Genomic DNA, 15,692 nt, shown 5'->3' with positions numbered 1-15,692 from the left:
CCGGTGCTGCCGTACGTCGGTGCAGCGGGGTCACCCGGTGCAGTTGGCCCGGATCGCGGACGCGGCGTGGTGGGCGAAGGTCTGCTTGTCGCTGCCCTGCCAGTCCTGGCCGCGGTCGTGCAGCGTCACGGCGAGCTTGCCGCCGTTGAGCTGGAAGGGGCCGACCGTGACCCACTGGCCCCGGTTGCCGACCTGGTTGACGTTGAACGAGCCCGACCCCGAACCGCTCTGCACCGTGTAGAGGGACGACGTTCCGCCGACCGCCTTGACGTCCCCGCTGTTCGGCACGTACACCGCCAGCTTGCAGGTGCCGGTGGTGACCGACCCCGTGGAGAACGTCCAGACCACCGAGTTGTCGTGGTCCTTGTTGGCGTCACCCGACATCGGCATCGAGTAGTAGCCGCCGTTGCAGCCGTCCCCCGAGTAGCCGCCGGAGTTGTTCCGCCAGCCCTCCTGGCCCTTGTCGTACCAGCCGCGCGCCTGCGCGCCCCCGCCGCTGCACCCCGGGCCCGCCACCGCGGCGAAGCTCGGCGCCGGCGGCGGGGCCGGCTGCGCGGGCTTGGCCGGGGGCTGGGCGGGCGCGGACGGCGCCGGCTGCTGGGCGGCGGCGGGCGGCGGCTGGGGCTGGTTCTGCGTCTGGGGCTGGGTCTGCGGGGCTCCGCCTCCGCCTCCCGCCGCGGTGCCACCGCCACCACCGCCACCGCCGCCACCGCCCTGGTTGGCCGGTGCACCGCCGCCCGCGTTCTTGCCCGCGTCCGGCTTCCCGCTGGTCGACGGCGCACCGCCGCCCGCCGGGACCCGACCCGCGAACGGTACGGCCTGGCCGCCGCCCTGGTCCGGCACGGCACCGCCGGCCGCGGCGGCCGCCCCACCGGCCGCCGCCGCGCCGGCGTCACCGGGCGGCGGGCCCTCGACCGGCTGAGCGACCTGCACGGGCTGCTCGCCCACCGGGTTCCCCGGAGCGTCGGCACCCGGGACGAACCCGTTACCGCCGTCCTGCTGCGTGTACCCGGCCGGCGGCGGACCGTCCGCACCGGACGGACCGGGGTCGTCCCCGCCGAACTTCGCGATGCCCAGCGGCACCCCGACCAGTACCAGGCCCGCGATCACGGCCGCGGCCACCATCGGCCGCGAGATCCGGCGCGGCCCGACGCCCTCCTCCTCGGCCGGGGACGGGCCGGGGACGGCGGTCACACCGGCGGGCGCCTCGGCGGCCGCGGCAGCAGCGCCCGTGGCAGGCTTCGCGGCCTCGACGGCGGGCACGGCGCCGGCGGCGGGCACCGCCGCGGGCTCGACCTCGGCAGGCTCCGCCTTCGCGGGCTCGGCCTTGGCGGGCTCCGCCTTCGCGGACGCGGCGCTCGCGGACGCAGTGCTCGCGGACGATGCCGGGCGGGCCTCCAACTCCTCGGGCACGACCCATGCCACAGCGGGTAGCTGGATCCCGCCGCCCTCCGCCCCTTCCGTCCGACTCCCCCGGCCGCTCCGGTCCTTGCCCACCCTGGCCCCCTGGCCCTCGATGACGATGCTCGGCAGGGACGGCCGCCGGTCGGCCCCGGTCGAGGCGGCCGAACGGCACGTCCACCCGTCTTGACGGACGCGAGGTGCCCGGAGGTTCAGCTGCGGACGAACTCGTCAGCCGTTCGGCTTCCGGTCCTTGCTCTGGCCACGGCCTTTTCGGGGGCCTCCCCGGCCCCGGCCGTGCCCGGACCCCTGGTTGCTCCCGCCGGCCGGGGTCGACCCGGATCCGCCGGTGGGCTGCGGGGGCGTGGTCGTTTGCGGGGCAGTGCTCGGCTGCGGGGCGGTGGAGGTTTGCGGAGTGGTGGTGGTTGGCGGAGTGGTGGTGGACTGCCCGGAGGCCGTCCCCTTGGTGTCCTTCGGGGCCGAGCTCGACGACTCGTCGGCGTCCTCGAATTCGGAACCCGTATCGGTGTCGGCGGCGGGGTCGGAGTCGGAGATGTACGGCTCGTCATGACTGCCCATTCCGGGCGAGAAGCCCTGGGGGGCGACGATCACACCGTCGACGAAGTCGAGCTTCGCCGTGCCGCCCTTGATGGGCACATCGGTCCCGGTGATCTTCGCCGTCAGGTCGGCCATCGCCTCCTTGTGCTGCGTGATGCAGTTCGGTGCCGCCCAGCCGCCGAAGATCTTTCCGTGGGTACCACCCGTCACCACGACGAAGCCGAGGTCCTTCGCGATGTGCTTGTTGAAGATGGCATGGCCCCAGTGGCACGCCATGCAGTCGCGCTTCCTGCCACCGATCGGCCACGGCGTGAGCCCCAGCTGGTCGGCCCTTCCCTTGCCCTTCTCCTCGGCCGTCGGCCCACTCCCGCGGCTGGGCGCGTCGCCGTCCGAGTCCTCGCTGTCAGAGTCCTCGCCGTCCGTCTTCTCGTCGTCCGTCTTCTCGGCGTCGGAGTCCTCGCCGTCCTTCGCCTCGCCGTCCTTCTTCTGCCCCTCCTCCGTCGCGTCGTCCTTCGCCTCGGCTTCCTGCGTCCCCTCGCTCGCCGCCTTCGCCTTCTCGGCCTCCTCCGTCTCCTTCTTCTTGGCCTCTTCCGCCGCCTTCGCCTCTTCCGCCGCCTTCGCCGCCTTCGCGGCCTCGAACTTCGCCCGCATCCGCGTCTCGACCTCGTTCAGGAGGTCCATCTCACCGTGGAGGCATCCCGTGCCCTTGTTCCTCTCGTTGGGGTGCCACACGATCTTGTTCGGGTTCTTCAGCGCCTCGCGGACCGCATCGAATCCTCCACCGTGGTCGTCGAAGCCCAGGAAGTCCTTGTCCCGGTACTTCCCGTCCCGAATCTCGCGGAGCTTCCCCAGGTCGTGGTTCCTGCCGTCCTGGCCCTCCGGCGTGTCGAGGCTCCTCAGACGGTTGGTCGCATCCGCCCTCTTGCGCGCGTCCATTCCGGAGTTACCCGCGACATGGACCGCGCCGTCAATGACGGTCAGGGCGAGGTGCGGCGTGCCGATGACCTTGAAATTCTCGCCACTGCCGTACCGGTCGACGTCCATCATGACTCGCGCCATCCGGTCCAGGGAGCGGCCGAAGGCTCCGCGCAGCGAGTCGGTCTCCTGTCCCAGGGGTGCGTCAAGGCTGGGCGCGCGCAGGTCGAGAGGCTGCTCGGAGCCGGCTTCGCCGGGCGTTCCCTTGACGATGTAGAGCTGCCCGTCCCTTTCGACCACGCGCGCGATCTGGCTGCCCGACTGCGAGGTCGAGCGGGGCCCCCTGTTCCCTCCCGTCGCCACGGTTCCACGCCCACGACCGGCCCCGGGCACCGCAGCAGCATCGGCGCTAGCCGCACGAGCACGCCCACGACCAGCCCCGGGCGGCACAGCATCGGTGTTGGTCCCACGACCACGCCCACGACCAGCCCCGGGCGGCACCGCATCGGTATTGGTCCCACGACCACGCCCACGACCAGCCCCGGGCGGCACCGCAGCAGCATCGGTGTTGGCCCCACGACCACGCCCGGCCTGGGTTCCGCCGCCGGAGCCGTTCCCGCCCCCCGCTCCGTTGTTCGGCCCCCGCGACTTCGGCGGGGCCGCAGCAGCCGAACTGCTGCCGGCTCCGGCGGGGTTGAGGATCTGCTGGATCAGGTCGGCCGCGGACGGCGGCTGCGGCGGTGCGGGCGGCTCAAGGTCCTCGACGTCCCCCTCGCCGTCGACGGCGTGCAGGAACTCGCGGAAACCCTCCAGCATCCCGTTGTCCGCGCGGGTCGCGTGGACCGGGTTGACCGGGCCTGCCTGGGCGGTGTCCGGCTCCTCTCCGAAGAGCCGCTCCAGGATCGGCAGCAGTTCGGGCTGGTGCTCGCGCACCCACCCGGCACCGTTGTTGCGGGGCAGACGGGTGTCCGGGTCGTTGCCGCGGTTGGTCCCGAGGTACACGTTGGCCAGCTGGGCGAAGAACTCCCGCTCGTCCGAGGACGAGTAGTTGCCGACCAGGTTGCCCTTCTCGTCGTACACCGAGCCGTCGGGCCAGGCCGCGGTCGACCTGGTGTCGAACAGTTGGCTCAGGGTGTCGGCCATGTGGCTGCCCAGGAACACGTCCCGTACGAGTTCGCGCTCCTCGTCGGTCAGGCTGAACTCGTGCAGGGCGTGGGCGAGTTCGTGGGTGGTGGAGGAGTAACCGTCCGCAAGGCCCGACACCTCGCCGGTGTCGGTGTCGGTGTCGGTGTCCTCACCGATGCTGGTCTCCTCGCCGAGCAGGTTCTCCTCGGTCACCGCGATGCGCTCGCGCTCGGCCGCGCCACGGACGGTCTCCCAACGGCGGCCGCCCTCGCCGACGGTGGTGCCGGCCAGGTGGTGGAAGCCCTCGACCTCGGTCATCGCGACGTCGCGCGGCACGACCACCACGCGTACCTCCCGCAGCAGCAGGCCGGCGGCGACCTCCGGATTCTGGAGGACCAGCTCCAGCTCGGCGTGCGCCTTCTGCCGCGCCGATACCGGCCGGTGAACCCGGTGGTCGACATCCACCAGCAAGCGGGCGGCCACCGTCGCGAACTCCGCCGAGGACAGCCCGTCCCGCAGAGGCCCGACGAAGTCGGTGTCCGCCGCGAGGGAGCGACGGGTCTCGGGCGAGAGGGAGTCCAGGGTCAGGAGGCGGTCGTGCGGACTCAGCTCCAGGATGTCGGACGCCCTCGGCGGCCCGGCGGGCGGAGGCGGCGGAGGCGGCGTGGGCAGCGTGGGCGCGACCGGCTCCACGTGCTCAGACTCAGGCGCAGGCGCAGGCACCGGCACCGGCACCGGCACCGGAGCAGGCACCTGCTCCTGCTCGTGCTCCACACGCGGCGGAGGCGGCGGAGGCAGCGTGGGCACAACCGGCTCCACGTGCTCAGCCGCAGGCACCTGCTCCACGCGCGGCGGAGCGGTATCGGGTACTGGTACGGGTTGCACGCTCCAAGGGCCGGGGCCGAAATCGGCGCCGCCGGTGTAGAGGTCCGTCGCGCCGATCTCGATGACCCGGTTGACCTCGGCCTCGTCGTCCGTGGGGCTGACGCCGAAGCTCAGCAGCACCGGTACGCCGTTCTCGTCCGTCCGGCCGGTGGCGACGGCCACGTGGTTGCCCTGACCGTAGACCACGATGTCGCCCTCGCGGGGCAGCGGGGTGTCGTGGGCGGTCGAGTCGTAGCTGGTCCTGGTGTGCGGGAGCAGGCGGGAGATCAGGTTCTTCGTCCACTGCGGTCCGTCCAGACCGCTCGCGTACGTGTCGTGGATCCACTCCCAGGAGACCAGTCCCTGAGAGTGCGCGGTGAGCAGGACGGACTCCCAGCAGTTGAGCGTGCTGCCGGCCGCGAGCGGCGGCGGCTGGTCCGCCGGGCCGTCCAGTGCCCAGGTGGCGAAGTCCGTCTTCTCCAGGTCGAGCGCACCCGAGGCGCGCCATTCCAGGACGACCCCACGCCGGGCCAGGTCGCGCATGGCGTCCGCGACTTGGCGGCCGCCGTCCGGAACGGGCAGGTCGAACCGGCCGCCGAGGTGGTCGGCGCGCAGCGCGAGCAGGCCGTCGAGGAAGGCCTGCGGCGGCGGGCCCGCGGCGGCTCCGGAGGCGTGGGCTCCGGCGAGGGCGGCGAGCGCGGCGTCGTCGAGCAGCCCGAGCTCGTGCAGTCGGCGACCCGCCGCCAGCACGTCGTCCGGACGGTTCACCGCGCCGGGGCCGATGCTGTCGGTGAGTTCCAGGCCGAGCGTGCGGGCCTGCTCGGGCGACAGCGCCGAGCCCAGGTGCCCGGTCACCGCCCGCACCAGCGGCTCGACGGCCGCCTCGGGTACCGGGCTCTTCAACGGCGGCGCGTTGCGCAGCCTGACCCGGCGCTCCTCGATCTTTCGGAGCAGCGGCTCGGCCTGCTGCCGTACGGCCTCGGCGTCCACCGGCTCCAGGGCGCCCAGTTCCTCCAGCCGACGGGTCAACTGCAGGACGTCCGAGGGGGCGTTGTTGTGCCGGCCCTCGGCGCCGACGAAGGCTCCCGAGGCCATCCGCAAGCCCGTCCGGTTTCCGGGCACACCCCGGTTGGCCTGCGCCAGCAGGAACTGGGGCGGCTGCGGGGCGGGTTGTTCCTGCTGGTGCTGCGGCTCGGTGTCGGTGTCCTTCGGCGGTTCCGGGGCCTCGGGCTGCTTGGGCTGCTCCTCGGCCCGGTTCTCCAGCTCGGACTGCTCCTCGGCCTTGTCGTTCTGCTCGGACTGCTCCTCGGCCCGGTTCTCCTGGTGGATCTCCGGCTCGGGCTCCTTGGGCTGTTCCTTGGGCTCTTCCGCGTCCTGTTCCTTGGGCTCTTCCTTGTCCTGCCCGGTGGGCTTCGGGGCGGGCGGCTTCAGCTGTCCGGAGGCGCCACCGAGCAGTTCGGCGACCTGCCCCGCGATGTCGTTCGACGCCGGGGCGGCAGGCTTCGGCTCCGCAGGCTTCGGCTCCTCGGGCTTCGGCTCCTCGGGCTTCGGCTCCTCGGGCTTGGGCTCCGCAGGCTTCGGCTCCTCCTCCGTGTCCGGCCGGAGGCTGTACGGGTCGGACGGCCGTCGGCCCGTGCGCCAGTTCTCCTTGGTGAAGTAGGTGTCGTCCGGCCCGGTGTACTCCCGCGTGATCGACTTCTTCGGGATGCCCACCACGACCGGGACGTCACCGGTCACCGTCCGCGGCCGCCACGACCAGGGGCCGGAGCGGTGCCCGAAGGAGATCGTGAACTTCACGTGTCCCTGGAAGCGCACCAGCGGCTCGGGGAACTTGGAGTTGGCCACGGCCCTTTCGGCGAGGGTGCGTTCACCGCCGGTGCGGCGGCCCGCGCCGCCGCCGAAGGTGATCCCGGCCATGATCTTGCCCTTGACCTTGGAGAACTCGACGCCGAGCTGGCCCATCAGCTGGGTCATCCGGGAGGACAGCGCCCGCTCGGTGAAGCGGGTCGCCAGTTCGGCGGACTGGGCGATCTCCGACTTCTTCTCCTCACGCCCCTGGCCGAGGCCGACCAGTTCGGCCTTGACCGTGACGCTGACCGTGTCGAGGACGCCCAGCCGGAGGGTCTTGACCCGCTCCCCTCCCGCCGTCAGGTCCGGGAGGGCGTCGATCAGGGGGCCCCGGTCGAACATCCGCCTGAGCTTGCGCATGGCGGCCGAGTTCTCGTTCAGCCGGAACTCGTTCCGGCCCAGGGTGGTGAGCAGGTTGCGCAGCGAGCCGACGTCGGGCAGGTCGACGACCAGGTCCTCGGAGCGGAGGCCCTCCCAGACCTCCCTGGGCGGCACGGGGTGGGTGATCTCGTTGGTTCCACGCTTCGGCTTGGCCGTCTCCCGACCGGGGCGCGGGGCCTGGTAGGAGGCCTCCTCCCGGGTGGTGACCGGCTGCGTGTCGGAGGTCTCCAGCAGGACCTCGAAACCCACCTCGACGGCGACGGTGGCCTGCCGGCGACCCCGCCCCCGCGTCGTCGGCGCGGCGGGCGTGCTCGGGCCGCCGGCGCCGTGCGGGGTGGCCGGGGCGGCGTTCTCCGCGTTGCCGTCCTTGGGAGCCTCCTCCTTCAGGGGCTCCTTTCCGGCCTCCTTCGCGGCCTCCTTCGCCGCCTCCTGGTCCCGCCAGGAGCGGGCCGACTCCTGGATCCGCCGGCCCTGCCGATCGAGTTCGTCTCCGAACGGCTTGGGCAGGGGCGCACCCTCAGGCAGCTTCTCGGTCTCGCGACGGAGCGCCTCCTGGCGAAGGCGCTCGGTCCGCGCCTCCTCGGGGAGCGTGCCGCGGACGGGCCGCGCCGACCCCTTGCGGCGCATCTCGACCTGGATCATCGCGGCGCCCTCGAAGACGCTGCCGGCGACCTTGGTCTTGGTCGCCACACCGGTCCGGCCGACGCCGTCGTGCTCCGCGGTCCGTTCCTGGCCCCGGACGTGGCTCAGAGTGCCGCCGGCCACGACGGCGACGGGCACCGCCCCGAGCGGGTCGGTGGTGCCCACCACCCGCGCGGTGAAGGTCTCGTCGGTGCCCCGGTTCTGGCCGGCCGTCCCGTCGGGGCCGCCGTGGGCGACGCCGCTGCTGCCGCCGGTCGCGAACTCGGTCTCGACCGTGTCGGCGGTGTGCCGCATCTCCCGGACCCCGGCCCAGCGGAGCACCACCGTGCCGCCGGGCACCTTCACGAAGAGCTCCTGGCCGGCCATCAGCGCCCGCAGCCGGGACTGCAGCGCTCCCGGCAGCAGGGCAGGCGCCAACCTCCGCCGGACCCGCCCCCAGCTCGCGCCGTACACCTCCCGTCCGCGGCCGTCGAGCTGGTCCAGCAACGAGGTACGGACGACCTGGCCGGCGCCCGTCGGCTGGGCGCCGACGGGGGGCTTCGGCGTCCCGTCCTCCTGGCCGGCCGCGCCGCCCTTGGGTTCCGGGGCCCAGACCCGCAGCACCACGTCGGAGCCGCTCAGCACGCCGGAGGAGACGATCCGCTCCGGCACCGAACGGAAGGTGCCGGGGGCCGGGGCGACGCCGGTCTTCGGGTCGATGGGCAGTTCACGGACCGGGAACACGAAGTCCGCCGCGGTGACGGCGCTCGTCCCGCCCGAGGCGTGGGCGAGATTCCGCCGGTCCGACCGGTCGAGCAGCGCCTTCGGCAGCGTCGACTTCGCCACGATCTCGATGTCGAAGGCCACGTCACCGGTGAACCGGGCCGCGCGCTCGACCGTCTTCTCCTTCTCGGACCGGCCGGTCACGGCGTCCCGCGTCGCGCCCACCGTCTCCTGCACGGCGGACGACTGGCCGAGCGTCACCGCGACGTACGGGAACTTCCCCTCGATCGCCGCCGCCACGCTGACTCCGCTGCGCACGTCGCGAAGCGCCCCGGTGGACGACACCGTCTCACCGCCGCGCTCGAACTCGCACTTCTCGATCAGTTCCTGGTAATCCCGCATGGTCACCTTGGCCCGGGCGACCCGGACCTCGACGGTGAACCCTTGATGCGACACCGAGACGCTCAGGCTGCCTCCGGTGGTGAGGGCCGACAGCCGGGGGCGCAGCGCCGTCTCGTCGAGGCGGGGGGCGAGGGCGGCCTCGACCCAGGCCCAGTGACGGCCGAACAGCGGCTTCAGCTTGGCGCCCACGGCGTCGAGGACGGCCCGCGCGTCCTGCAGTCCCAGCACGGGGTCGGACGGTCCGAGTTCGCCGGTCCGGGACACCCGGGACGGCGGCTGCACGCTGGGCGTCCGGTCCGGCGCGAGGATCGGCTTGGGGGCCTTCGGGAGGAGCGGGATGTTCTCGACGCCCGGCGTCTCCTCGACGACCGGGGCCTCCTCCACCTGCGCGGCCTCGTCGGCGTGCTGGACCTCCTGGCGGTCGAACACCAGGCGGGCCGGGCGAAGACCCTCGCCCTCCGGCGTGCGGTGCGGTGCGGTCAGGGACTGCGGGACGGCCAACAGCGTCCGGACCAGGGCCCGTTCGGGCGCGGTCGAGCCGTCCCCGCCGTTCTCGACGACCTTGAGGTCGAGCTCGACGGTGGCCAGGTAGACGACCATCTTCTCGGCGAACTTCGCGTTGGCGGTACCGCTGACGGAGTCCGCCGCCCGGTCGCCGCTGCGCCACCGGGTGGTACGGCCGGCTCCGCCGGAGGCCGCCATGACGGTGTTGGGGGCCCTGAACTCGGGCCCGCCCTGGAACTGGCCGCCCGCCGCGTGGAAGGAGTTCTCCCGGACGCCGCCGGCATCCGCCCACTCGTTCACGACGTTCAGCTCGGCGTCCTTCTCGAACTCCCGAACGTACTCCAGCTTCTGGACCTTGGCTCCGGCCAGCACCAGGGCGTCCCGCTCGCCGGTCCTGACCAGCAGCGGCGACTGGAGGTCGATGCCGTGGGTCATCCCCGTCAGCAGGGCCCCGAGCCGCTCGCTGCGGAAGGCCCCGCGCACCAACGGGCCGAGCTCGTTCCAGCCCTGAGCACCGAAGGTGCGGCGCCCCAGCGTCTCCAGGACCTCCCTGAGCGGCCCGACGGGCTCGGTGGTGCTCCCGGGAACGTGCGGGACGACATCGAGCACGACCGTGCCCGGCGGCAGTCCGGTCTTGCCCTTCGCCGGGTCGGAACCCCACAGCTCGGGCTTGGGCTCCCGCGCGGGGGAGCCGGGGTCCAGCTCCGGCCCCTGGAGCGGTCCGGGTTCGGCGTCGGGACGGAACGTGCTTTCCGTGCCGCCTGCTTGGCATTCCGCGGTGTCGAAGAGCACCCGGAAGGCCAGCCGTGTCGTCGCCCGCTCCGGGGAGACGACTCCCTCCGGGTCCCAGTGCGTCAGGGCGAGTTCGGCGGTGCCGTCGAAGAGCGTGCCCTTGATCTTGGCCTTGAGGGCGGTTCCGGTCCGCTGGGAGCTCTGACCGATGATGTTCCGGTCGCTGCCGCGCTGCCCGTTCACGCCCCCCGTACCGGCGCCCCCGAGGAAGTCCTTTCCGCCGCTCGACTGCTTGGCCGAGATGGCCAGTGCCAACGCCCGGGCCTTGGCGTCGGACTCGGTGACGGCGCTGGTGACGTCGGTGCCGGTGTTGAACTCGCCCGCATCGGTGTTGCGCAGGTACGTCAGGTCCAGCACCTTCGCCGACACCAGGATGCTGCCCCGGCCGTCGGACAGCGGGATCTCCAACGGCTCGCCGGCCGTCATCGACCTCAGCTGGGTCTGCAGGCTGGGCAGGTCCAGCTGGGCGAGGATCTCGGCCCGCACCGAACTCCAGGCGTCGCCGAACCTCTGCCGCCCGAAGGCCTCCAGCCCGGAGGGCTCGCCGGCCGCTCCGAACAGCGCCGTGTCACCCGCGGCGGCGTTCCCGCGCCCGTGCAGCGTGTCGACGTTCTTGACCACGTCCATCCCGCCCAGCGCCGCCGTCCGCAGCACCCGGGGCGGCGGGGCGTGGCGGATCTCGTCGGGCGCAGACCCGACGGAAGCAGCCTCGGCGGCCGGCGTGACGATCCGCACCGGCAACGGGACCCGCACCGGCTCCGGACGCTGCTCCGCGCCGGTCCGCCCGGTGTTCACCACCAGGGTCCGGGAGAACGGCGGCAGGAGCGTCCGCACGCCCGGGACCCCGGAGAAGTCGAGGTCCAGCCGGACCGTCGCGTCCACCCACAGCACCGGCTCGGCGGTCTTCCTGCGGTGGGTCATCCGGCCGGTCGCGGTGACCGTCACCGCCTTGCTCCGGTCCATCATCGCGCTCACCGGCCCGGACAACCCGGTGTTCGACGCCGGCTTGCCGCTCACCACCAGACCCCCGCCCCACCGGGACCGGCTCTCACGCAGGGTGCCCGCTCCGGCGGACGAGTCGCCGCCGTCCTCGAACTCGAACTTCTCCGTCCGATGCTTCGTGACGGGAGTCTCCAGCGTGGCGCTGATCCGCAGCGTCCCGGAGCCGCCACCGAGGTCCAGGGGCACCAGCAGATCGTCGCCCCGGGTCATCCGCGACAGGTTGGGCTCCAGCATCCCGACGTCGAGCTGCTCGGCGAGCCGCTGCCGGATCTCCTCCCGCCGGCTCGCCGAGACACTTGCGGGCAGCTGTCCGAGTACGGCCGCCACGACCTGGTCGTCCTCCCCGTCGACCAGCACCACCCGGTCGCCCGCGCTGATCCGGCCCTGCTCCGTCATCCGGCCCGGCGGGGCGGGCAGGGGCGGCGCCTTGGGCGGCTCCGGTGCCTTGGGCAGGTCCTCCTGCTTGGGCGGCTCCTGCTGCTGCGGCAGGTCCTCCTGCTTGGGCAGTTCCTGCTGCTGCGGCAGCTGCTGTTCCTTCGGCTGCTCCTGCTCCTTGGGCAGCTCCTGCTCCTTGGGAGGCTCCTGCTGCTGCGGCAGTTCCTCCTGCTGCGGCTCCTTCTGCCCCTCGTGATCCTGCTTCGGCGTAGGTGCAGGCGTAGGCGTAGGCGTCCGCTCAGGCTCCTTCAGCGGCGGCGGAGTCGGCTTGGTCTGCGACTCGGTGACCACAGGCACGTCGGCCGGACGCGGCGTGGTGGGCCGAGGGGTCGTCGGCTGCATCGCGCTGTAGTGGGTGACGCGAATGTCCTCCTCGTTCGAGCGGAGGATGTGGACGATCCGCTCCGACCCCTCGTTCAACAGACGGGGCACGGAGGCCTGGTCGTACACCCTCAGCTGGATGCCGAAGGCGTGGGCGGCTACCACCGCGATCTCGTCGTAGAACGGGGTGCTCCACAGCACCCGGTTGCGCACCGCCATGTCCACGAATCGGCTGAGCGGCAGATCGGTCAGGTCGGACAGCGTCAGGTGCCGGGGATCCCTGTCCCCCGCCTGCACCCACACCAGCTCCCTGAGTGCCGGCATCCGGTCGAGCACGCGGTCCCAGGTCGCCGTCCGCTGCGGCCCGTCCTCGCCCAACACCGCGAGGAGGTGCTCCAGCACGTCTCCTCTACTCAGTCCCAGGTTCTCCGCGCCGGCGATCGCCGCCAACTGCTCACGGTTGAAACCGTCATCGGAGAGCAGGAACCGAAGGGGACTCATCCCCAGGGCGTCGAGGTCCGTCCGCTGCCTGGTGCCTTCCTGCCCCCGGAACCACTGCGAGACGGCCGCGCGTGCGCCCCTGACGTCCAGGTGCCCGTGGCCCCAGGAGTCCAGTTGCCGGGGCGCGCTGGCCAGGATCGACGTGAACAGGCAGTTGCCGTCGCCCGGGACCCGCAGGACGTCGAAGTGCGACCCGTCGCCCACCGACCTCTGCCCCGTCACCGGCCACTCCCGCGTGGCGGGCGTCGGCGGGGCCGCCGGCGGGACGCCGCCCTGCCCGGTCTCGCCGAGTGCCCCGAGGCGCCTGTCCTTCGACTTCGCCGTGTCGTCCTTCTTCTTCTTTTTCGGGTCCACCGGCTTCGCCGGCGGGTGCGAACCCTGCTCGGTGTCCGGTTCCGTACCCGGCACGAACTTGACCCAACGGCCTCGGGTGCCGTGCTCGTCACTGAGGAGGCCGAGCGGGGCGTAGCGCTGACCGGCGGCCACGTTGACCGAGGTCGTGGCCGCCCAGACGACCCTGCCGGTGGCGTTGGCGAACTGCTGCGCCACCACCTGGCCGTTGTCCCCGCGGGCACCCGCCTGGCAGGCGAACAGCACGATCTGGGCGTCGGCGGGCATGCGCCGGAAACTGGGCCGCCTGCGGATGACCTGGCCGAACGCGTCGCCCGAGAGGTGGACCTTCCTGGTCCCGTCCGTCTGCTTCGACAGCGTGGGCAGGAGCGTCGCGAGGTGCGTGGCGTGCGTCATGGCCGCGTAGATCGGGGCCGCGACGTTCCAGGGGACGAGGCCGATCGTGCTGAGGTCGGGGTTGTCCGAGGCCCCGGCGGCCTCAATGTCGTCCTGGTCGTAGAAGTCGGACGGCAGGTACTCGAAGTGCGGGTTGGTCGGGTCGAACCCGTCCCGCACCTTCTCCCAGTTCCGGGTGAGCGAGTCGTCCCGGAAGAGCCGGCCTCCCGACTGCCCGCCGAGCGGGAACAGGATGGGCTGGCTGTCGAGGTCCGTCGCGTCGATCGGGTAGGTCGAGTTCGAGTCGACCAAGCGGCCGTTGTCCTTGTGGACCTTCCTGACCTGGACGGTGTGGGAACCCTGCTCCTCCACGAGGGCCGGGTCCGGCGGAACCTCCTTGATCCAGAACCCCCGCTCCACCTTCGCGCCCGGCTTGTCCCCCAGTGCGGTGCGCAGTCTGCCCTTCACCCTGATGACACCGCCGGACATCGAGGTCGCCACGGAGTTGGTCCACACGGTCCGCCCCGTCGCCTTGGCCAGAGCACGGGGGAACGCCAGGTCCGCCCCCAGGCTCGCAGGGCCGACGAGCACCAGCGGGGTTTCCGGGGTGATGCGGTCGAGCGGCAGGTCGGACGCCACGCCCTCGGCGAGCTTCTCGGGGTCGAGGTCGTCGAGTTTCTTGGGCATCAGCACCAGGAGCGGTTCGGGCCCGGTGACGTCGGTCAGGCTGTAGTGCTTGCTCGTCTCCGGCGCATCGGCGCCGGGCTCGGTCCCAGGCTGTGGGACGGGTTCGGGGCCGCCGTCGGACGCCTTCTTGGGATCGTTCCAGTAGTAGACGTTGCGCGCGGTCTCCAGCAGCTCCGGCGGCGGCTCCGACCAGCTTTCTCCCCGCACCTCCAGCGCGACCACGGCTCCACCGGGCGTGGTCACCAGACGGGTCCGGTACTCCTCCTCGCGCGGCTCCTGCCCCTGCGGCACGGGTTCGACCTGGTCGGGGGCCGCGACGGGCTCCTCGTGCGGTGCGTCCACCGGCGGCGTGTCCGCCGCCAGCCGCTCCCGCAGGGCGGCCCGGAGGGCGGCCCCGGTCAGCGCCGGGTCGACCAGCACGGCCGTGTCCACCAGCCTCCGCAGGTGCTCCGGCACCGGGCGCTGCCGGTCGGGCAGCGCGTGCAGTTCGTGGGCCATGCCGCCCAGCCAGCCGCCGGTCAGGAAGGGCACCCGCATCCGGTACTCGTCACGGGCGAGACGCTCCAGGCGCCGCAACGCCCGGACCCTTTCGAACTCGCGGGTGACCCCACCGGGGGGCGCGTCCGGGTGGAAGAGGTCGTCGTGCAGCTTGAGCAACGCCCCCGCGGCCAGCTTCTCCCGCGAGGACGGCGCGGACGCCGAGGACACCTCGCCGGGCGGTACGGTCGTCGACTCGCCCGGTTCGTTGGCGAGTTCCCTGGCGGCGTGGTCCAGCGCCTCCCGGTCGACGGTGCCACCGGCGCCGTCGATACCTCGGGTCACGACGGATGCCGGCTGAGCGGCCTTCTTCGCGGACTTGGCGGTCTTGGGGGCGAGAGCGGTGTCGTCGCCGCCGAGTCGGTTCCGGTCGGACGCCGGCTCGATGTGCTCCGCCTTGGCCCCGGGTCCGCGCTCCCCCGATCCTCCCGGGAACTCGGGCATCAGGTCATGACGCCGCAACGACTCGACGTTGACGCCCAGTTCGGACGCCAGCCGGTGCCAGGGGTCGGCCACCCCGTTGGAACGGTGTTCGGCGAGCAGCCTCCGCGCCTCGGCCAGGGAGACATCGCCGTGCACACCGCCGCCGCCACCCGACTTGTCCCGCAGGTCGGCCAACTGCTGCTGCCATTCGGCCTCCTCGGTGGCCTCCCGGCGCGCCTGCCGCTCGGTTTCCCGCTGATCCTCCTCGGCCCGCAGACGCTGCCGCTCGGTCTCCCGCTGCTGCTCGCGGGCCTCCTCCTCGGCGCGCAGACGCTCCCGCTCCTTGAGGGCCTGCCGGTCGGCCTCGGCGCGGACGGCCGCGTCGGCCGCCCGCTGCTTCCGGCGCTCGGCCAGCTTCGTCTCCGCCTCCGCGGCCTCCTGTGCGCGCCGCGCGGCCTCCTGCTGGAAGGCCGGATCGTTCTTCTGCTCCTCCCGGCGCTGCTCGGCGGCGTCGCGGCGCTGGTCCCGCTGGCCGGACTCGGTGGCGCGCCCATCGCGGGTGGCGTCCTGGCCGCCCAGCTTCTCTCCCGAGCCGGGGAACTTCTCCGCCGGGGGCTTGCCCTCCGGCCCCGTCGTGCCCGAATCCTTCAGGTCGCCGAACCCGTGGATCCCGGACTTCGGAGCCGGCTGCTGCTGCTCACCACCGTCCGAGCCCTGCTTCTCCTCCTCCTTCGGCGGCGCCGCCGGCGGGTGCTCCTCCTGCGGGCCCGCCACGGTCTCGTCCGTCAGCAGGTGCCCCTCGCCGGGGAACTTCTCCGCCGGAGCCTTCTCCTTGCCCGGATCCTTCACATCACCAAGCCCGTGAACGCCCGTCTTCCGGACCGGAGGCACCGTCCCAGTACCACCGCCCGAACCCTCAACCACCC

General features: G+C 72.8%; 2 protein-coding genes. Both read right to left on the bottom strand.

Going from position 1 to position 15,692, the window contains the following annotated elements; genetic code table 11:
• Nucleotides 1-30 precede the first annotated feature (30 nt).
• Nucleotides 31-1,425, bottom strand: a complete 1,395-nt coding sequence (locus ACFWPI_RS02210; RefSeq protein ID WP_380369975.1) for a hypothetical protein — start codon at nt 1,423-1,425, stop codon at nt 31-33.
• A 207-nt stretch (nt 1,426-1,632) separates the two neighbouring features.
• Nucleotides 1,633-15,615, bottom strand: a complete 13,983-nt coding sequence (locus ACFWPI_RS02205; RefSeq protein ID WP_380424522.1) for a hypothetical protein — start codon at nt 15,613-15,615, stop codon at nt 1,633-1,635.
• Between the last annotated feature and the right edge of the window lie 77 nt (nt 15,616-15,692).

Origin of the sequence: Kitasatospora sp. NPDC058492 (genome assembly GCF_042720685.1) — a bacterium.
Classification (GTDB): domain Bacteria; phylum Actinomycetota; class Actinomycetes; order Streptomycetales; family Streptomycetaceae; genus Kitasatospora.
Note: the sequence above shows the minus strand (reverse complement) of the source record. Positions and strands in the feature narration are given on the sequence as shown.